This window comes from Salinimicrobium sp. CAU 1759 (genome assembly GCF_054482715.1).
Map to the genome: position 1 here is coordinate 340716 of NZ_JBTLRK010000001.1, position 20548 is coordinate 361263.

The 20548-nt window shown below is 42.5% G+C and carries 17 protein-coding genes and 1 tRNA gene; 11 read left to right on the forward strand and 7 right to left on the reverse strand.

What is annotated here, in order from left to right; translation table 11 throughout:
• The first annotated feature begins 1104 nt into the window (after window positions 1-1104).
• Window positions 1105-1560: a hypothetical protein gene (locus tag ACXYMT_RS01540; protein ID WP_459057330.1), complete on the forward strand. Its 456-nt coding sequence runs from the start codon at window positions 1105-1107 to the stop codon at window positions 1558-1560.
• Window positions 1561-1812: 252 nt separating this feature from the next.
• Here the strand turns inward: ACXYMT_RS01540 and ACXYMT_RS01545 are convergent.
• Both ACXYMT_RS01545 and ACXYMT_RS01550 read right to left on the reverse strand, forming a co-directional pair.
• Window positions 1813-1894 (reverse strand) — tRNA-Leu (locus ACXYMT_RS01545).
• A gap of 6 nt (window positions 1895-1900) precedes the next feature.
• Window positions 1901-2143: a GIY-YIG nuclease family protein gene (locus ACXYMT_RS01550; RefSeq protein WP_459057331.1), complete on the reverse strand. Its 243-nt coding sequence runs from the start codon at window positions 2141-2143 to the stop codon at window positions 1901-1903.
• 191 nt (window positions 2144-2334) lie between these two features.
• Between ACXYMT_RS01550 and ACXYMT_RS01555 the strand changes: the two genes are divergently transcribed.
• The 3 genes from ACXYMT_RS01555 to ACXYMT_RS01565 all read left to right on the forward strand — a co-directional run bounded on the left by ACXYMT_RS01555 (window position 2335) and on the right by ACXYMT_RS01565 (window position 5063).
• Entirely contained in the window at window positions 2335-2922 is a 588-nt protein-coding gene (locus ACXYMT_RS01555) for a HupE/UreJ family protein (RefSeq protein ID WP_459057332.1), read from the forward strand.
• A gap of 108 nt (window positions 2923-3030) precedes the next feature.
• On the forward strand, window positions 3031-3462 hold the full coding sequence (locus ACXYMT_RS01560) for a deoxycytidylate deaminase (protein ID WP_459057333.1): 432 nt from the start codon (window positions 3031-3033) through the stop codon (window positions 3460-3462).
• Window positions 3459-5063, forward strand: a complete 1605-nt coding sequence (locus ACXYMT_RS01565; protein WP_459057334.1) for a S41 family peptidase — start codon at window positions 3459-3461, stop codon at window positions 5061-5063. The genes ACXYMT_RS01560 and ACXYMT_RS01565 overlap by 4 nt, the downstream gene beginning before the upstream one ends.
• Window positions 5064-5066: 3 nt before the next feature.
• Here ACXYMT_RS01565 and ACXYMT_RS01570 read toward each other — a convergent pair whose 3' ends face one another.
• Genes ACXYMT_RS01570 through ACXYMT_RS01580 form a run of 3 tightly spaced genes read right to left on the reverse strand, consistent with a single transcriptional unit; the run spans window position 5067 to window position 6444 of the window.
• Window positions 5067-5675 (reverse strand): FAD-dependent oxidoreductase, encoded by a 609-nt coding sequence (locus tag ACXYMT_RS01570; RefSeq protein WP_459057335.1) that lies wholly within the window; start codon window positions 5673-5675, stop codon window positions 5067-5069.
• Window positions 5675-5872 (reverse strand): hypothetical protein, encoded by a 198-nt coding sequence (locus tag ACXYMT_RS01575; RefSeq protein ID WP_459057336.1) that lies wholly within the window; start codon window positions 5870-5872, stop codon window positions 5675-5677. The genes ACXYMT_RS01570 and ACXYMT_RS01575 overlap by 1 nt, the downstream gene beginning before the upstream one ends.
• Complete coding sequence (locus ACXYMT_RS01580; protein WP_459057337.1) at window positions 5869-6444, reverse strand: MarC family protein; 576 nt, start codon at window positions 6442-6444, stop codon at window positions 5869-5871. The genes ACXYMT_RS01575 and ACXYMT_RS01580 overlap by 4 nt, the downstream gene beginning before the upstream one ends.
• 125 nt (window positions 6445-6569) lie before the next feature.
• On the opposite strand from ACXYMT_RS01580, the gene ACXYMT_RS01585 reads away from it, so the two are divergent.
• The 7 genes from ACXYMT_RS01585 (at window position 6570) to ACXYMT_RS01615 (ending at window position 17701) form a co-directional block, all read left to right on the forward strand.
• Window positions 6570-7163: a DUF3109 family protein gene (locus tag ACXYMT_RS01585; RefSeq protein ID WP_459057338.1), complete on the forward strand. Its 594-nt coding sequence runs from the start codon at window positions 6570-6572 to the stop codon at window positions 7161-7163.
• A 244-nt stretch (window positions 7164-7407) separates the two neighbouring features.
• Window positions 7408-8241 (forward strand): DUF4412 domain-containing protein, encoded by an 834-nt coding sequence (locus tag ACXYMT_RS01590; protein WP_459057339.1) that lies wholly within the window; start codon window positions 7408-7410, stop codon window positions 8239-8241.
• 39 nt (window positions 8242-8280) lie between these two features.
• A complete protein-coding gene (locus ACXYMT_RS01595; protein WP_459057340.1) occupies window positions 8281-9369 on the forward strand; it encodes a Gfo/Idh/MocA family protein in 1089 nt (362 codons plus the stop codon).
• Window positions 9370-9624: 255 nt separating this feature from the next.
• Window positions 9625-10602: a ribonucleotide-diphosphate reductase subunit beta gene (locus ACXYMT_RS01600; RefSeq protein ID WP_459057341.1), complete on the forward strand. Its 978-nt coding sequence runs from the start codon at window positions 9625-9627 to the stop codon at window positions 10600-10602.
• Window positions 10603-10724: 122 nt separating this feature from the next.
• Window positions 10725-13142, forward strand: coding sequence for a ribonucleoside-diphosphate reductase subunit alpha (locus ACXYMT_RS01605; RefSeq protein ID WP_459057342.1), 2418 nt, complete (start codon window positions 10725-10727; stop codon window positions 13140-13142).
• Between the two features lie 332 nt (window positions 13143-13474).
• A complete protein-coding gene (locus ACXYMT_RS01610) occupies window positions 13475-14815 on the forward strand; it encodes a deoxyguanosinetriphosphate triphosphohydrolase (protein ID WP_459059131.1) in 1341 nt (446 codons plus the stop codon).
• A gap of 51 nt (window positions 14816-14866) precedes the next feature.
• Window positions 14867-17701, forward strand: coding sequence for a T9SS type A sorting domain-containing protein (locus tag ACXYMT_RS01615; protein WP_459057343.1), 2835 nt, complete (start codon window positions 14867-14869; stop codon window positions 17699-17701).
• Here the strand turns inward: ACXYMT_RS01615 and ACXYMT_RS01620 are convergent.
• Together ACXYMT_RS01620 and ACXYMT_RS01625 are read right to left on the reverse strand one after the other, a co-directional pair.
• Complete coding sequence (locus tag ACXYMT_RS01620) at window positions 17698-18741, reverse strand: DUF3078 domain-containing protein (RefSeq protein WP_459057344.1); 1044 nt, start codon at window positions 18739-18741, stop codon at window positions 17698-17700. The two genes, ACXYMT_RS01615 and ACXYMT_RS01620, sit on opposite strands and share 4 nt — an antisense overlap.
• Window positions 18734-20533 carry a 1-deoxy-D-xylulose-5-phosphate synthase gene (locus ACXYMT_RS01625; protein ID WP_459057345.1) on the reverse strand — a complete coding sequence of 600 codons (1800 nt, stop codon included), beginning with the start codon at window positions 20531-20533 and terminating at the stop codon, window positions 18734-18736. Before ACXYMT_RS01625 ends, ACXYMT_RS01620 begins: the two co-directional genes overlap by 8 nt.
• Window positions 20534-20548: the final 15 nt, after the last annotated feature.

A 20548-nucleotide genomic window follows, 5' to 3' on the forward strand; every position in this document is an offset into this window, starting at 1 on the left:
AATGCGCGCGCACACTACTTAACAAAACTTAACTTCTTTGTTATCTGTTCGCGCACTAAGGATGCACTAAGGATAAAAAGTAGAATAGAGTTTTCGGACTCTATAAAAAAGGGCGCGAATAGGGCGAGGGTTTACAACAAGGTTACTGCAAGGTTTATTGTTTCTCCAACGCATAAAAAAGAACATCTCATATTTGTTCACGCGGGTAATATTCGACTATCTGTTCACGCATATTAGCAACCTCAAATAAAATCCGAACAGTACGCACGCGCGCGCGAGGAACTGCACCCGGTTAAACTCTATTAAAGCAAATAAAGGTTTTTTAACAACTACACGCACGCGCGAAAAATCATTAATGATCTTTTTTAATTATTCTTTTGATTAATCAAACGTTTTTCACAAGGTTATTTTTAACCTGTATGTAAAGAATGCACTAAGGATGCACTAAAGGTTTTCGGGAACTACGCGCGCGAAGAATTGATTAATCAACTTTTATCAAGATTATAAATTTATCTCAATTCTTAGTGGGAGATTGAAACCGCATAACATTGTTTACTTAAAAACAAGCCACTGGAAATTTGAGAACAAAAAAAGGGGCAAGCCCCTATTTCTCACCCCTTTTAATCTAATCACAGAGAGGTAAAGTTACATCAAAAAGTAATACCAAAATTACCCGAGGAGAATATTAACTACATAAGCAGCCAAAAATACACTCCCCAATAAAATTAAAATTTTTAGTATTCTAAAATAATCCTTTACCATTCCATCTTTGTCCATACCATTTGTTTTAAACGAAAATCCCTTGCCGTACCAAGGGATATTCAGATAGGGGAAACACAAATTTTAGATGGGGGATCTGCAATAAAATTAAGAATTACCAATTTCATTCTCAAACAGTTAAAGAAATTTTTAACATATTAGCCTACAAAAGGGGCAATAGGGGTTAAAACACCTGGAGCAATTGGATAATTACATCGCCACCTAATAAATATTTTACTCCAACAGAAAATCTGAGGGGGGGGTATCAGTAACTAGGATTATAAAAAATTTTATCACGTTTATGGTAAACCATTATATTAGCAACTTAACTTCAAAATAGACATTATGAAAATTAGGCAAATTTTAAAATCAAGCCTCCTATTTTTTTATTTCTTAAGCGCTTTTATTATGGTTGGCTGCAGTAGTGACGACGATACTACTGAAGCAATAGTTAAAGTCAATGGAACAGCCTTAGTTAGCAACGATGACGACTTCTTTGGGGACATAAATGGGGATTTTACGGGTTCTGGTGGAAGTGTTGCCAGAACATTTACCTGGGCTAATTCATTAAGTACAGCCGATTATAATGCAGATATTACTGCTACTACCAGTGGAGTGTTTAGAATGGTAGTAAAAGATTCAGACGGCAAAACTGTTCTGGATAGATCCTTAAATGGCGCTACAGAGCCTGATTCTTTTTCAGGTGTAACATCAGCAGGGTCTCCTGGTATTTGGTCTGTCACTATTACTTTAACCTCTTTTAATGGAGATGGCAGTTTTTCTCTTAGCGAGGGAGATTAATGCTATATACATTTCATACTTTTAACCGTTGGCACTTAGTGTCCACGGTTATTTTTTGCATCACTACAGATTGCAACACCTAAAATAATGTTCTTTTACATAGAAAGTAGGGGGGAATTAAGATCCGGTTCAATTGTTATTCAAACGCATAAAAAAGGAGGTACTTTTAATTTCCTTTGTCAAATATTTGTCAACACGACATAAAAAAACCTGCAAAGTATTGATTAACAACACACTTACAGGTTTAACAAGTACCTTGGGTGGGAATCGAACCCACACGACCGAAGTCACTGGATTTTGAATCCAGCGCGTCTACCAATTCCGCCACCAAGGCAATATTTCAATTGTTACGATACTCCTTCAATTTTTCCTTACCTATCCCAGATTTCCAGTACTTCTCTCTGGCTCTGGCTTCGATTCGTGAATTGCAAATTTCGGTAAAAATTATTTTAAAAGGACGAAACCCCTTTGTTGTTTTCTCTTTTCCCGAATTGTGCTCCTCAAATCTTCTGGCAAGATTTGAGGTAAGACCTACATAAATGTAATTCTTCTCCAGACTTGATAGGGCATAAACATAAAACATACTAGAACGTTTTCCAGCGCGCCTGTCTGCCGGCAGGCAGGCACCAAGGCAACTGGACGGCAAAAGTAATAATTTTTTCTATTCGCTAATAAAATTAAAGAATTTAATTATCTCACCGCTCCAGGACAATTAAATGAAATCTCTTCATCTTCAAGAGAAATTCGTATTTTCGGCCTTTATCTGCTTTCTTTATGTCTCAATTCTGGTTATACTTCAGGTTAGGTTTGGAACATGTTCTGGATTGGAATGCCTATGATCATATCCTTTTTCTTATTGTTCTTGTGGCTGCATATTCCTTTTTGGCCTGGAAAAGAGTTTTTTGGCTGGTGACCATCTTCACCCTTGGACACACCCTCTCCCTGTTCCTGTCGGTTTATGAAATTGTACTGGTAGATACGGCCTGGGTTGAATTCCTCATCCCAATAACAATTCTGATTACTGCCATTTTCAATATCCTGAACGCAAAAAAAAGAGAGAATAAAAATAACATAAGTGTTCTTTATTTTACTACAGCCTTCTTCGGAATCATTCACGGCCTGGGATTTTCTACGTATTTCAAGATGATTGCCAGTGGTACCGAAGATGTATTCTTGCCCTTACTTGAATTTGCACTGGGGATTGAAGCAGCGCAGATCATTGTGGTAATAGCGGTGCTGCTGCTAAGTTTCCTGTTGCAAAATGTGCTTCGGGTAGCAAGGCGGGACTGGATCCTTGTAGTTTCAGCTATTGTAATTGGTATCATTTTACCTATTCTAAAAGAAAATTATCTTGCTCTCTAAAAAATTTAACTTTCCTTTATTGGATTAATTTCAGTCTTGCAATAATTTAGTAAAGCTCAAGTTTTCAGCAGCTTAAAAAGCTTCTTATATTGCAGGCATTTTTGAATTATGCAAAGAACCAAGCAGCTCAAATTTGACAAAGCATATTTAAGGATCGCCAGGGAGTGGGGCAAACTTTCCCACTGCAATAGAAAACAGGTTGGCGCACTTATTGTGAAAGATAGAATGATCATTTCTGACGGATATAACGGTACTCCTACCGGTTTTGAAAATCCGTGTGAAGATGAAGATGGGTATACGAAATGGTATGTGTTGCACGCCGAAGCAAATGCGATCTTAAAGGTTGCTGGAAGCACTCAATCCTGCAAAGGAGCCACTCTCTACATCACCATGTCACCCTGCAAGGAATGCAGCAAATTGATCCACCAGTCGGGCATTACCCGCCTGGTATATAACATAGATTATAAGGACAACTCCGGACTTAATTTTTTAGAGAAAGCAGGGGTTGAAATAGAACAAATAACTGAACTGGACGGTTGAAGGATACCAACAAAAAATATCTGCCACTCCTCTTAGGATTTGCCTGTGCTCTCGGAGTGCTGCTAGGCGCTGCTTTGGATTTTACCAGCTATACCTCGGGCTCCTTTCTTAAGCCCAATAAGAAGAAAGAGAAGCTGGCCCGCCTAATCGACTACATTGAATATGAGTACGTAGACGAAGTAGATATGGACAGTATCGTCGATGTAACCGTAAACGAGATCCTTACAGATCTTGATCCTCATTCGGTCTATATCCCGCAGGAAGAATATGTACAGCTAAGCGCCAGCATGAAAGGTGATTTTGTTGGAATTGGAGTAAGCTTTAGAAACATCAATGATACTATTGCCGTTATTCAAACCATGGAAGGCGGCCCCAGTGAGAAGGTTGGGATAAAAGGAGGCGACAGGATCCTTTACGCCAATGGAGAACCACTTTTTGACTCCAACATCAATGAAGATTCGATTACCAGCAAACTTAAAGGTGAAGAAAATACCCGGGTGGTTCTTAAGGTCTACCGCAAGGGTGCCCCCGACCTGCTTGAATTTGATGTGAAGCGGGGCAAAGTAGCCCTAAAGAGTGTAGATGCGGCTTACATGCTTACTAATGACCTGGGCTATATCAAGATCAATCGTTTTGCCGAATCCACTTATAAGGAATTCAAGGAAGGATTAGTTAAGCTCAAAAAAGAAGGTGCTTCTCAAATTGTTCTTGATCTTCGCGATAATCCCGGCGGATATTTAGCTGAAGCCACAAAAATTGTGGATGATTTCCTGCCGGAAGATAAGCTTGTGCTTCTTACCAAGAATAAAAAAGGTGCTGTTGAAAAAACCTTCGCGACCAAAGAAGGAGATTTTGAAAAGGGGGATCTCTATGTTCTCATCAATGAAAATTCTGCTTCGGCCAGTGAGGTCATTGCCGGTGCGCTGCAGGACAATGATAAAGGAACTATAGTTGGACGCAGATCCTATGGAAAAGGCCTTGTGCAAAGAGAAATGGCTTTGGGAGATGGCAGTGCCGTGAGATTGACCATAGCCAGGTACTATACTCCCACAGGAAGGTCAATTCAAAGGCCTTATGACAACGGCAGCGAAGAGTACCACAATGACTACCTCAACCGTTACAAGAACGGGGAGCTGATAAGTGCAGACAGCATCCAGGTTGCCGACTCTCTGCAATATGAAACTCCGGGTGGGAAGATAGTCTATGGTGGCGGAGGGATCATTCCCGATGTTTTCATCCCAAAGGACACGAATTTTGAGAAGCAGAGTCTTAACCTAATGCTACGCAATGGTTATATGGACGGATTCGTTTTCGAGGTTCTTGAAAAAGACAGGAAATATTATAATTCCTTAAGCTATGAAGATTTTCTACAGCGGGAATTAATTACAGATGCTACTGTTGACGATTTCCGGGCTTTTATGAGGCGGGAGAATTTTGACATGCGCTTCAACAATTACAGAGCCACTCTCAAGCTTTATCTCAAAGCGGCCATGGCTAATCAATTGTTCGGAAGTACTGCTTTTGAACAGATCCTCAATGAGGAAGATCCTGCTATAGCCAAGATCATTCAACTTTCGGCTAACCGCAACTTCAAAAAATAGATCTTACTTCAGCTTATCGTGCACCTTTGTGTGCTCTCCCTCATTCCAGAGTGTAAGAATATCTGTAGCCACTGCAGCACCACTGCCGCATGCGATAGCGTACTGGCTTCGATGACCGGCGAGAGTGCCTGCCACATATAGGCCGGGACTTACAAGGTGGTCTTCATTCTCCAGCTGAATTCTCTCTTTTGAAGCCTTCGATTTTTTATGAGGGATAATAAAATCTTCCAGACCTTTAATTGCAAATGGTTTTGCATAGCCGGTAGCTAATACTACAACTTCAGAGGTATACGAGTTTTTATTGGTAACCACTTCGAAACCACCTTCCAAAAATGCTATTTTCAGCACCTTCTCTTTTTCGATAATTTCTACTTCAGGATAAAGAGTTTTGAGCTGCTGCATTCCGGAAGTCAGGATCTCCTTTCCGGGGGTACCGGCAGGAATTCCCAGAGCATTAATCAGCAGGGCACTAGAGAGATGAGAGGCACGTTGATGCGCAATGACACCTAGCTTTTTATTGGCGCAGTACGGTTTTGAAAGAGCAGAACCCATAACAAGTGCACAGGAGAGACCTGCTGCACCTCCACCTATGATAAGAGCATCAAATTCCACTACTCCTGAGACTTTTCAGAAATAGCTCTTGACATGAGAAGGATGATCATTAGAACCACCACAATGCTGGAAGCCAGAATGCCGATCAATGCCGTTTTACTGTCTCCTGAAAATGTATCCTGTAGATCAAGAAATGTGGAATTATAGATAATGAGACCTACTGCAAGTACGATCAAAAAATAGATGAGGACTTTCATATGAACAAACTCTTAATATTAGTAGCAAAAAGTTTAACGGCAATTGCCAGGAGAATGACCCCGAAGATCTTCCGGATCACGTTTATACCTTGCTTCCCGAGAAATTTCTCAATCTTTCCCGAAGACTTTAGGACGATATAAACAAAAATAGTATTTATAATGATGGCAGCAATAATATTAACAGCTGCATACTCAGCTCTTAAGGAGAGAATTGAGGTCATTGTTCCCGCCCCCGCAATAAGCGGAAAAGCCAGGGGAACTACCGCAGAAGTTTCGGGAGCTTCATCCTTGTAGAGCGTTATGCCAAGGATCATTTCCAGAGCAAGAAAAAAGAGGATAAACGAGCCCGCTACCGCAAATGAATTCACATCAATCCCAATAAGATTTAGGATCTCCTTTCCCACAAAAAGGAACGCGATCATAAGTAATCCCGCAACAACAGTCGCTTTTTCACTTTGAATGTGTCCGGCTTTTTTCCGAAGGTCAATGATGATAGGAATGCTGCCAATAATATCGATCACTGCAAAGAGGATCATACTGGCTGTGGCAATTTCCCTAAAGTTAAATTCCATTATAAATAACTAGCCTGCAAAAGTACTTTTTATGATCTGAAGATTTCCGGAAATTAAGAAATTTTAACAGGCGACTTTCAGCCAACGCTGCTAGAATAACTGCCTGAAAAAATTATCTTTGCGGCATGTTTCAACTGGGAAAAACCATAGTTTCTGAAGAGATCCTGAAGAAGGACTTTGTGTGTAATCTCTCTGCCTGCAAAGGAGCCTGCTGTATAGCCGGTGATGCCGGCGCTCCCCTGGAAGAAAAAGAAACCCATCTTCTTGAAGATCTTTACCCCAAGATCAAGCCTTACCTGAGAAAAGAAGGAATACAGGCTATTGAGGAGCAGGGAACTTCCATTATTGGGGAAGACGGAGAATATGAAACACCGCTTATCAACGGTGCAGATTGCGCTTATGTTACCTTCGACCATAAAGGTACCGCCCTTTGCGGAATTGAAGAAGCCTACAACCAGGGTGATATTCCCTGGAAAAAGCCGGTCTCATGTCACCTTTACCCGGTTAGAACCCAGGATTACTCCGAATTTTCTGCAGTGAATTACCACCAGTGGTATATTTGTGATGACGCTTGCTCCCTGGGAAAGGAACTTCAGGTACCCGTCTACAAATTTGTTAAGGAAGCCCTTATCAGGAAATTTGGGGAAGACTGGTATGCCGAACTTGAGAAAGTGGCGCTACAGCTTGAAGAAAAAGAAAAGAACAAAGCGGTGGATTAAGCTCTGGAGTGAGGAGGCAACTTCCTGAACTTTTACAGACCTGGAGTAACTTTCCTTTTCTAAGAACCCCCTTTTGATTTCCAGATGCTACAAAACTAATACACAGTTCATTAGCTTTCCTTTATTTTATATTTTTACTAACTTTAGATTGTATTCTGCTTTTTACTTCCCCCAGGCAGCGTAAATTATTTTCCGGTTTACCCCCTGACCCGATCCTGGAGGCACTAATTCAAAAACTATAGTTATGAAGAAACTCATTTATTTGGGTCTTGCAATATTTTTAATGGCAGGAACCTCAACAACAGAAGCCCAGATCCTAAAGAAGCTCAAGAAAAAAATCACAGAGAAAGTAGAGGACGCAGCAGTTAATAATGTCTCTGACAAAGCGGCTGAAAAAACGGATGAATCCCTGAATAAATTATGGTCTCAGCAGGTCAAGAACAATCAGTTCTCAATGGGAATGGACATGGTCGATCCATCAGAAATTCCGGAATCCTATAATTTTGATTGGATCTACACCCTTGAAATGAATACCAGTGAAGGTAAAATGGACATGGTCTATCACATTAAGGAAAATGCACCCTATGTAGGAGTGAAAATCCCGGAGGCCGAGAATATGTTCACAGTTTTAGATAACAATGAAAACATGACTGTGCTCTATATGAACTCGGAAGGCAACAAAATGGTAATGGCCACCCGTTTTGAAGTTTCTGAAGAGGAAATGGCGATGAATGATTCGTATGGGCAGATGGAGTTTGAGGAAATTGGCACTAAGACTATCCTGGGGTATAACTGCCAGGGATATCGCGCTGAAGACGAAGAAAATATTTATACATTTTATGTTACAGATGAGGCAGGAGTATCTTTTAGAGATATTTATCACGAAAACCAGAAGAACATCCCCAAAGGCTTAAACGCCGATTGGCTAATAGATGGAACCGGCCTGATGATGGAAATGCAAATGCAGGATAAGGCAAATCCCGATAAAAATGTTAGCATGACCTGCACAGGTATTGAAAAAAAACCTTTTACCATAAATACTTCAGAATATCAAAGCATGGGTGGCGGAGGCAAATAATAGAGTAACTTTTACTTCTCTCACCCTGAAATGACTAAAATGATCAAAAGAAGAACCTTTTTAAAAAGATCCGGATTGGCACTGGCTGCAACGAGCCTCCCCTTTCCGGGTCTTTTCTTTTCTCAGGATAAGAAAAAACTGGGAGTTGCCCTGGTAGGATTGGGAAGCTACAGCACTTATCAACTCGCTCCCGCCCTGCAACAAACTCAGTATTGCGAACTCCGCGGCATTGTCACCGGTAGTCCTGAAAAAATTCCCCGCTGGCAGGAAAAATATAACATCCCCGATGCTAATGTCTATAACTATGAGAACATGCAGGAGATAGCAAACAATGATGACATTGATGTCATCTACGTTGTACTGCCAAATTCCATGCATGCAAAGTATTCCATTATTGCAGCAAATGCCGGAAAACATGTATGGTGCGAAAAGCCCATGGCCATGAATACTAAAGAATGCCGGCAAATGATTGCTGCTTGTGAAAAAAATAAAGTGAAACTGGCCATAGGATACCGGCTTCAGCATGAAAAGAATAACCGCATTATGATGAAGTGGGCAAAGACAACTCCTTATGGCCCTATTCAAAGTTTAAAAGCGGCCGCCGGGTTCTACAGCAGCAATCCGGGTTGGCGTGCAGAAAAAGAAATGGGTGGCGGCGCCATGTATGACATGGGCGTTTATCCTTTGAACACTTCCCGCTATAGCACCGGTAGGGAACCTATTGCAGTTTCTGCCAAAAGTTCCACCACGCGGGATCAGCTTTTTAAGGAGGTCGATGAGACTATGGATTTCACTCTTGAATTTCCCGATGGAATCATGGCCAGTTGCCGCACCAGCTTCGGTGAGGGCATGAACAATCTGGAAGTCTCCTGCCGCGACGGGTCCTATTACCTGCAGCCTTTCCAATCATACAGCGGGGTAAAAGGCGGCACCAGTGATGGTAAGGTGCTCGAACCTTTCAGGAAAAATCAGCAGGCGGTGCAAATGGATGATGACGCCCTTGCTATTTTAAACAACAGACCGATGATTGTTCCGGGAGAAGAAGGTTTACGAGATATCACAGTGCTTGAAAAGATCTACGAATCGGCTGCTTCAGGCGGGAAAAGACTTCAAATAAATACCCTTTAAAAATGTCATTTTAGACACCTCCTATTTTCTGAAGATTCAGAAGAAGTCTTTATTGTTCTTAATTCCCTTAACAGGCACTAACTCCTTATATTTCAACAAAATAAATATTTGTTTTAACAAAACTTCAGCAACAATTTTTTCTGTTCATGTTAAAAACTTTGTTGAAAAGCTTTCTGCTGCTCAGGTATAAAATCTGTTATATTTTTCAATATTTGTTACAACCATTACTAAATAACCAACCAAATCATTATAAATATGGCCCAGTTAGAACCCATTTTACAGGAAAACAAGGACAGGTTCGTGATCTTCCCCATTAAACATCACGATATCTGGGATTGGTACAAGAAAATGGAAGCGAGTTTCTGGACTGCAGAAGAAATTGACCTGCACCAGGACCTTACTGACTGGAACCAAAAATTGAGTGCAGATGAAAGATATTTCATCAAGCACATCCTTGCCTTTTTTGCCGCATCTGATGGAATTGTAAATGAAAATTTAGCTGAAAACTTCGTAAATGAAGTTCAGTATTCTGAAGCTAAATTCTTCTACGGATTCCAGATCATGATGGAGAACATCCATTCTGAAACCTACTCCCTGCTCATCGATACCTACGTTAAGGATGAGAAGGAAAAAAATCAGCTTTTTAAAGCTATAGAAGTATTCCCGGCTATTCAGAAGAAAGCGCAGTGGGCCCTAAAATGGATAGAATCTGATTCTTTTGCTGAAAGGCTTATAGCTTTTGCAGCTGTGGAAGGGATCTTCTTTTCGGGCGCCTTCTGTTCCATCTTCTGGCTGAAGAAGCGCGGATTAATGCCCGGACTAACCTTCTCCAACGAACTTATTTCGAGAGATGAAGGCGTACATTGCGATTTTGCCGTTCACCTGCACAATAACCACCTGGTAAACAAGGTGCCAAAAGAGCGAATTAGAGAGATCATTGTAGACGCGCTGAATATTGAGCGCGAGTTCATTACTGAATCCCTTCCGGTAAGTCTTATTGGTATGAATGCTAAACTCATGACCCAGTATCTTGAATTTGTTGCCGACCGTTTGTTAGTGGAACTGGAATGTGAGAAAGAATACGGTACTGCAAATCCATTTGATTTTATGGATATGATCAACCTGCAGGGGAAGACCAACTTCTTTGAAAAAAGAGTTGGCGAGTACCAAAAAGCAGGAGTGATGAACAAAGACAAAGACGCCGACAAGATTAGCTTCGACGCAGACTTCTAGCCCCCCTAACCCCCGAAGGGGGGACTAAATATCTTTGCTTCACCTTCGGTGAAGCATCATCTAATAATCGCCCACACCTCCTCCCCTTTGGGGAGGTCGGGAGGGGCTTAAATCCTTCAGTTATGTTCGTAGAAAAAAGAGACGGCCGCAGAGAACCTATAATGTTTGACAAGATCACAGCCCGAATAAGGAAGTTGTGTTATGGACTTAATGAACTTGTTGATCCTGTAAAAGTAGCAATGCGCGTGATCGAGGGACTCTATGACGGGGTGACCACCAGTGAACTCGATAATCTGGCAGCCGAGATCGCGGCGACCATGACCACTTCTCATCCCGATTATGCTAAGCTTGCTGCGAGAATTTCGGTTTCTAACTTACATAAGAATACGAAGAAGACCTTCTCGGAAGTCATGACCGATCTTTATGAATATGTGAATCCGCGGACCAATCAAAAGGCACCTCTTATCGCCAATGATGTGTATGAAGTGATCCAGAAAAATAAGGAACTTCTGGATTCCACTATTATCTATAACCGGGATTTCCAGTATGATTACTTCGGATTTAAAACTCTGGAGCGCTCCTATTTGCTGAAGATCAACGGCAAAATTGCAGAAAGACCTCAGCACATGCTCATGAGAGTTTCAGTAGGGATCCATCCTGATGATATGGAAGCTGCGATCGAGACATATGAGCTAATGTCGAAAAAATATTTCACACACGCCACTCCTACCCTCTTCAATGCCGGAACTCCCAAGCCGCAAATGTCTTCCTGCTTCCTGCTCACCATGAAAGATGACAGCATCGACGGCATTTACGACACGCTGAAGCAAACTGCCAAGATCTCCCAGTCTGCCGGTGGAATCGGTTTGTCAATACACAATGTGAGAGCAACCGGATCTTATATCTCGGGAACCAACGGAACCTCAAACGGAATTGTTCCCATGCTACGAGTGTTCAATGACACGGCGAGATATGTAGATCAAGGTGGCGGAAAACGAAAAGGATCCTTTGCTATTTACGTAGAGCCATGGCATGCAGATATTTTCGACTTTTTAGATCTTAAAAAGAACCACGGAAAAGAGGAAATGCGCGCCCGCGACCTGTTCTATGCTATGTGGGTGCCCGACCTTTTCATGAAACGAGTAGAAGCTAACGAAAACTGGACGCTCATGTGTCCGCACGAATGTCCCGGGCTTTACGATATTCACGGGGACGAATTTGAAGAGCTTTACCTAAAATATGAGGCCGAAGGCAAAGGCCGGAAGACAATTAAAGCCCGTGACCTGTGGGAGAAGATCCTGGAATCCCAGATTGAAACCGGAACTCCTTACATGCTGTACAAAGACTCAGCAAACCGTAAATCCAATCAACAGAACCTGGGAACTATTCGGTCTTCAAATCTCTGTACAGAGATCCTGGAATACACCAGCGAAGATGAAGTTGCGGTATGTAACCTGGCTTCCATTGCGCTACCCATGTTCATCAAGGGAGATGACTTCGATCACAAGGAACTCTTCAGAATTACAAAAAGAGTAACGCGGAATCTCAATAAGGTGATCGACCGAAATTACTATCCGGTGAAAGAGGCCGAAAATTCAAATTTCAGGCACCGTCCGGTGGGACTTGGAGTTCAGGGACTCGCAGATACTTTCATCAAATTAAGGTTGCCTTTTACCAGTGATGCAGCCAAAAAGCTAAACCAGGAGATCTTTGAAACCCTGTATTTCGCTGCAGTTTCGGCTTCTATGGAAATGGCAAAAGAAGAAGGAGCTTATTCCACCTATGAAGGTTCCCCAATGAGCAAAGGGCAGTTCCAATTCAACCTGTGGGGTATCAATGATGAAGATCTTAGCGGAAGATGGGATTGGGCAAAACTGCGCAAGCAGGTGCTCAAAAATGGCGTTCGCAACTCACTTTTAGTGGCTCCAATGCCAACTGCTTCCACTTCACAGATCCTTGGAAACAATGAAGCTTTTGAACCATACACTTCCAACATTTACACGCGCCGCGTGCTTTCGGGGGAATTTATTGTAGTAAACAAACACCTGCTCGAAGACCTGGTGGAAAGAAACCTGTGGACAGAGGATGTCAAAAATGCCATTTTACGATCCAATGGTTCCGTGCAGAATATCGATGTAATTCCTGAAGACCTGAAGGAGCTTTACAAAACAGTTTGGGAACTGAGCATGAAAGACATCATTGACATGTCCCGTCACCGCGGATATTTTATCGATCAGTCACAGTCGCTAAACCTTTTTATGGAGAATGCGAACTACAGCAAGCTCACCTCCATGCACTTCTATGCCTGGAAAAGCGGACTCAAAACGGGAATGTATTACCTGCGCACCAAAAGTGCTGTGGATGCTATCAAATTTACTCTTGCAAAAGAGGAAAAGAAGGAAGAAATTCCTGCGGAAGCACCAAAACCAGCTGCAGTTCCCGTTCCTGAAGGAACCTCACTCACTCCGGAGGAATTACGAGCGCTTATCGCCAGCTCAAAAGAAGCCGAAGGAGATGATTGTTTGATGTGCGGATCGTAGATTTGAGATCTTAGATTTGAGATTTTTCTCTCAGCTCAATTTCCCGCTGATCTCGCAGATATACGCAGAAAAGAAATTTCACTAAAATTTTCTCGCAAAGGACGCAAAGGTTTCGCAAAGGACGCAGAACTTTTCACTAGAAAAATTTCCCTGCGCTCTTTGCGTTTTGCTTCGCGATCTCTGCGTGAAATAAGAACGACTGCCTAGTCCTCTTCTTAAATTGGAATTTGGCGCCTGGAATTTGGTGCTTATTTTCATTATTACCTGCTAATTGATAATTGTTAATTGCTCATTGTTTATTTTTGAAGCTTTAGTGAAATAATAAAAAAATGATGAACTGGGAGCAGCTGCTTTCTTTAAGAAAAGCAGGAGACACGAATAAAAGATTAAGAAAAGAACAAAATGCTACCCGCTTAGGTTTTGAGGTTGATTACGACAGGATCATCTTTTCTTCTGCTTTTAGAAGTTTACAGGACAAGACACAGGTAATTCCGCTTTCGAAGACAGACTTTGTTCATACCCGCCTCACCCACAGTCTCGAAGTTTCGGTTGTTGGTCGTTCTTTAGGCAGGCTTGCGGGACAGAAGATCCTGGAGAAACATCCTCAGCTTGAGAAAACCCATGGATACCAGATGAACGATTTTGGTGCCATAGTCGCTGCTGCTGCCCTGGCGCATGACATTGGCAATCCGCCGTTTGGACATTCGGGAGAAAAGGCCATTGGAGAATATTTCAGCAATGGTAATGGAAAAAGATTTAAAGAGATGCTTAGTCCTGAAGAATATCAGGACCTGGTGAAATTCGAAGGTAACGCCAACGGCTTCAAAATCCTTACTGAAGACCGGCCGGGAATTGACGGGGGCATCAGGCTTTCTTATGCTACTCTTGGAGCCTTTATAAAATATCCGAAAGAATCTCTTCCGCATAAACCTACTTCAAGAATAGCCGATAAGAAGTTTGGAATATTTCAGTCTGAAAAAGCCTTTTTTGAAGAGGTAGCAAATGAACTGGGCCTTCTTCCTACCGGCAGCCGAAAGAACATGAGCTACTGCCGGCATCCATTGGCTTTCCTTGTCGAAGCGGCCGATGATATTTGCTATACCATCATAGATTTCGAAGACGGGATAAATCTTGGACTTATTCAGGAGGAGTACGCGTTGGAGTACCTCATTAACCTGGTGAAGGATTCAATTATCACTAAAAAATACCATAACCTGCAAACCCGCGCCGACAGGTTGAGCTATTTACGTGCGTTGGCAATTAATACACTTCTTACAGAGGCCGTTGAAATTTTTATGGCTAATGAAGAGGCCATTTTAAAAGGGGAATTTCATGAGGCCTTGTTTGATAAGAGTAAGTATGAAGCTCAAATCAAAGATATCATTAAGATTAGCATCGACAAGATCTACCAAAGCGAAGAGGTAGTGAGCAAGGAAATTGCCGGCTACCAAATGCTCTCACACCTGCTGGACACCTATACTACCGCCCTGCTGCCTGCAAATGGGGAGCAAACGAATTATGACCGACTGGTCTTAAAGCTAATTCCTGAGGCAGGGCATTTTGAAGATCTTCCGGTGTATGATAAGCTTATAAAAATATGCAGCTATATCTCCTCATTAACAGACAGTAACATTGTTTCCTCTTTCAAAAAATTCAAGGGGCTGAAAATTTAATTTTTCGTATTTTGCCAGACTAGCTTTACTTAAGCTAATTAGTATCCCTATATGATTAAACGACTGCATTTTGTACTTCCTGTCGTAATATTTGCCATTGTTTTTGGTCTATTTATTACTACAGAAGATAAGACCACTAATAATACGACGGAAATAAGGAAGAAACATTCTGAATTTCTGAAGAAGAACAGGCCTTCAAAAGACCCCAGATTTTCACGGCTTGAAAAGATCAAAAGAGCCTTACCTCCAAAGAAGTACTACGAGGAGATGGAGTATCTCACCATGAATCCTGCTTTGGGCTATCCCGAACCCTACAAAGTGAGAGAGCTTCATGAGCAGTTGGTGAAATCCAGACAGAACAAGAACTACAACAAATCTCCCGGCGATAGTGATGCCCATCCCTGGATTTCCAGAGGACCTAACAATGTAGGAGGCAGAACAAGGGTTCTTTTGTTCGATCCTAATGATACCAGCGGCCGCAGAGTATTTGCGGGAGCAATAAGCGGTGGTCTTTGGGTCAACGAGAACATCACCAATGAAAATTCGACCTGGAGGCAGGTAGAAGGTCTCCCGGCCAATTTGAATATTTCCTGCCTAACAGTTGACCCGAGGAATTCGGACATCTGGTATGCGGGCACAGGAGAACAATATACCGGCGGCGACGTTGTTGGGACGGGAGTTTATAAAACTATAGATGGGGGAGCAACCTGGAATAAAGTTTTAGATGTCGAGCAGTTTTCGCAGGCCGGGGGAGGAACAAATATCCGTGTAATAGGAGGAGTTTATTACATTAATGATATTCAGGCCTGGGACAACGGCAGTAGCACCGAAGTTTTCATTGGCGTTTCTACTCACCTCTACGCCAACGCCAGAGATCCCCGAAATTTGCTTGGGTTCTTTGAGAGAGGACTTTATGGCAGTAAAAATGGAGGCACCTCCTGGACTAAGATCATCGAGGAAGAATCATTCAATGACTTTGAAGTCGATGCCGAAGGTAATATCTGGGCATCAACCACTTATTCTCCGGGTGAAGAGAATTCTTTTGGCGGTAAGATCTTTAAACGTGAACTTGGAGAAAACACCTCCTGGAACCAAATTGCCACAGTACCTAATGTTTACAGGACCGAAATCGAAGCTTCAGCAACGAATCCTGAGAAATTCTACATCCTGGCTGAAGATATTGACGAAGAAGCTTCATTGTGGATAACCACAGATGCTTTTGGTTCTATTTCTCCTTTAAACGAGCCGAATGATGCCGACCTCGATATTCCGGCCGATGATTTTGCCCGGGGACAGGCTTTTTATAATCTAATGATCGAGTCTGATCCTACTAATGACAACATAGTTTATGCAGGTGGAATTGATCTCTTTCGCTCCACTAACAGTGGCCAAAGTTGGGAACAAATTTCAAGATGGGCAGATAATCAAAATCTGGACGACCTTCCTGTCTCATTTGTACATGCAGATCATCATGTCATGCAGTTTAGACCGGGAAATACAAACCAGGCCATATTCGGTCATGATGGGGGCGTTTCTTACGCAAGGGACCTTGCTGCCGCAAGTTCTTCTGATGTCTTCATAACCCCTGAAAATAATTATATCACCACCCAGTTCTATTCTGTTGCCGTTGCGCCGACCAGCTTTGCCAGCGGGGATTACTTTTTAGGGGGGACACAGGACAATGGTACGCTTTTGATTCAGAATGGAGATCCTGCTTCTATAGGGATTTTGGGTGGTGACGGTGCTCATTCCTTCTATGATCAGGTTGATACTGAATATTTTATTGGCAACCTGGTGTACAACGACCTAATTATCATGTATAATTATGAAAAAGAAGGGTTCAGCCTAATTGCATACAATGAAGACAGGGATGGATTTTTTATAAATCCCCAAGCTCTGGATTCTAATCTCGATCTCCTTTATTCAAACGGGCCTGAAGGTACCTTGTACAGGTACGAAGAACTTACAGAACTGGAAACCCTGGATAATGGAATAACAAATAATTCTCCTGTGGCACCAAGAACATCTATAAGAAAGGATCTTCTGGACGCTTCAATAAGTGCAATCACAGTCTCTCCTTATACCACTCAAAGCACCACACTTTTGCTAGGCCTTGTCAACTCAAAACTTCTACGGGTAGAGAATGCCAACGGTGATCCTGCAAATATGACCTGGAGGACGATTACTGGCCCACAGTTCCTTGGAAGCATCTCCGATATTGAATACGGTGATTCTGAAGATGAGATCTACGTAACTTTTTACAATTATGGAGTGAGAAGCATCTGGTACACTTCAAATGGCACATCAAGCAGCCCTACCTGGGTGAACAAAGAGGGTAACCTGCCCGATCTTCCTGTGCTTTCCATACTGCCAAATCCTTTGAATAAGGACGAGGTAATTGTGGGGACGGAATTGGGAGTCTGGGCAACCGAGAATTTCAGGAGCAGTCAGCCGGTGTGGGTACAATCCTATAATGGCATGAGCGATGTAAAGGTGACCGACCTGGACCTCAAAAAAGGTAATAATGTGGTCTATGCCGCTTCCTATGGCCGCGGAATCTTTTCCGGCCAGTTCAAAACTGCTAAAGAGGAAGCCGAAGAGCGGGGTGAAGTCGTGATAGAAGAGAATGAGATACAGGTCTTCCCCACAGTATCAGCAGGTAGTTTTAATATTATTTCAGGAGAAGATGTTCAAAACGCAGAGATTTTAGTGTACAACATTCAGGGGAAGCTAATAAAATCTATAGAAACTCCTTTAGAGGCCAATCAATCTTTCCCGGTAGATCTCTCGTATGAAGCCCGGGGAATGTATATCTTCCGAATTACAGGAGGAGGAAAAACCCGTGTTCAAAAAGTAATAAAAGCAATAGATCACTATAGCTCCTAAAAAGTATAAACAACACCTACCCCCAGGAGCTGCTTAAATTGCACTTTTGGACCACCTGTTTCAAGTTTACCATCGCCGTCCAGGTCCTGCTTGAATTTTACATCATCATCGTACCTAAGATGGGAACCCACATTGGCCTTTACATAATCGTTTACCTGTAAGTCGAGATTCAATTCCCAATCCACGTCGATATTTCCAAACTTATTAAGATAATCGGAGTACAACTTCAGCTGTTGATTAAGACCAATATTTTCGAAGATCTGTTTGGTAAATGCGCTGCTTAAAAGGAATCCGAATTCTGTTCTTATTCGTTCCCCGTCTTTCAGAATATTCCCTTCTGCATCTTTAATTGCGGGCTGGACCCCAAACATCCCCTCATTTGCTAAAGCCTGATCCAGCACAAAGGTTGATTTCTGGGTAACTGGTGAGATATAGACAGTGAGGTCTTCTTCGGGAGCAGAATACTCTGTACCCACACCCAGAAAAGCATATCCCGGTGCCATGAATTTAGATATTGGGGAATCTGTATTTGGATAACGATACCCGTATGTAAGCTGAGTATTAAAATTGAATTTGGCTGAATAATACCAGTTTGAGACGGAATCCCGGCGGTATCCAAAATTAGAATTTATTTCAAGGTGATCTTCAGTTTTTCGGAGTTCCCGGCCTTCCTGCGCATTGAATCCGTATTTGACAGCAAGGGTGGAATTCCAGTTCAAAAGTTCTTTTTGATATTTTCTTCCGAAAAGCCCGTGAAGCAAAGCAGAGAAAGAATTATTCCCTCCAGAATTCCAGTTAATAAAGGCTACCTCACTAAGATTCACTCCCACTTTGTTGGTCTTCTTCCAATAGTCGATCTTTTCATTTACCACTTTAATAGTATCAGCAACAGCAGTATCAACTTCAGTAGAATCTGCTTTTAGAGTTGCTATCTTCACTGAATCTACCTTTACTGTGTCTATTTTAACGAGCTCAATTGCCCGTCCATGAGAGAATGTGCTTACGAGAAGTAGAAGGAGGCAAGGAATTATTTTATGCATTAGGGTGATTAGTAGTTTTGAGAATGTCTTTAAGACAACTTCTAATATTGTGAACGTCTATTTTTGCTATTTCTTGTAATTCAGTCACTTTTCCGTGATCAATAAATTCATCGGGCAGGCCCAGCGTGGTTACAGGCAATTGATAGTTGTGCTTTTGAGCAAACTCCATAATTGCCGATCCAAAGCCGCCTTTAACAACGCCATCTTCTATAGTCACCACAGCTTTGTAGCCCATAAAGATCTCGTGCAACAGTTCCTCATCAAGAGGCTTTGCAAACCTCATATCATAATGCCCGATTTCCTTCCGGTTCGGAAGATCTTCAAGGGCTTCAATGATGTTCACGCCAATTGCACCAAAGCTCAAAACTGCAATAACTGTTCCTTGCTGCAGCTTTCTGCCTTTACCTATCAACAACTTATCAAAAGATAATTGCCAGTCTTTTTTGCTACCCCGTCCCCGCGGATATCTTATTACCAATGGCCCGGATAAAACACCTTTTTGAGCCGTATATAACATGTTTCTTAGCTCAACTTCATCTAATGGCGCAAAAATGGTCATGTTGGGGATGCACCGCAGGTATGCAATATCAAAAGCTCCATGATGAGTAGCACCATCCTCTCCTACGAGCCCCGCGCGATCAAGACAAAATATTACCGGTAACTTCTGAAGTGCCACATCATGGATCACCTGGTCATAGGCCCTTTGTAAAAAGGTGGAATAAATGGCACAAAAGACACTAAATCCCTGGGTCGCCATTCCTGCAGCCAGGGTCACTGCGTGCTGCTCTGCGATTCCCACATCGAATGCGCGTTCGGGAAAGGCCTGCATCATATATTTTAAGGAACTTCCTGTTGGCATCGCCGGAGTGATTCCTATGATCTTTTCATTCTGTTCTGCGAGCTCCACCAGAGTAAGACCAAATACATCCTGAAACTTTAACGGAAGGCCTTTTGTATCATATGGAAGCAATTCTCCGGTGTCGGGAACAAATTTCCCCGGGGCATGGTACTTCACCTGATCTTCCTCGGCCTTTTTAAGGCCTTTTCCCTTAGTGGTGATGACGTGAAGGAACTTTGGCCCGCTTATCTCCTTTAGTTCTTCTAAAGTGCTTGTAAGACTTTGCAGGTCGTGACCATCAACGGGACCAAAATACTTGAAGTTGAGCGCCTCAATGATATTATCCTGTTTCGGCTTATAACCTACTCTGGCCTTGGTAAGATAATTTTTAAGCGCTCCAACGCTGGGATCTATGCCAATGGCGTTGTCATTGAGAATGATCAAGAGATTGGCATTGGTTACGCCGGCGTGATTGAGGCCTTCGAAAGCCATCCCGCTCGCAATAGAAGCATCACCTACAACTGCTATATGCTGCTTTTGAAATTCTCCTTTAAGATTGGACGCCAGTGCCATTCCCAGCGCAGCAGAAATTGCTGTCGAAGAATGTCCCACTCCAAAAGTGTCATATTCGCTTTCGCTTCTTTTCGGGAAACCGCTTAACCCACCAAGCTGCCGGTTGGTATCAAAAATATCTCTTCTTCCGGTGAGGATCTTATGGCCGTAAGCCTGGTGCCCCACATCCCATACGAGTAGATCTACAGGCGTTTTGAAGACATAATGCAGTGCCAGAGTAAGCTCTACAACTCCAAGACTGGCACCTAAATGCCCCTCTTTTGTCGCCACGATCTCAATAATGAATTTCCGGAGCTCTGCCGCCAGCTGCGGAAGTTTTTCCGGAGCTAATTTCCGCAGATCTGCAGGGGAATTTATAGTATTGAGAATAGTTTGGGCCATAAATCGCAAAGGTAC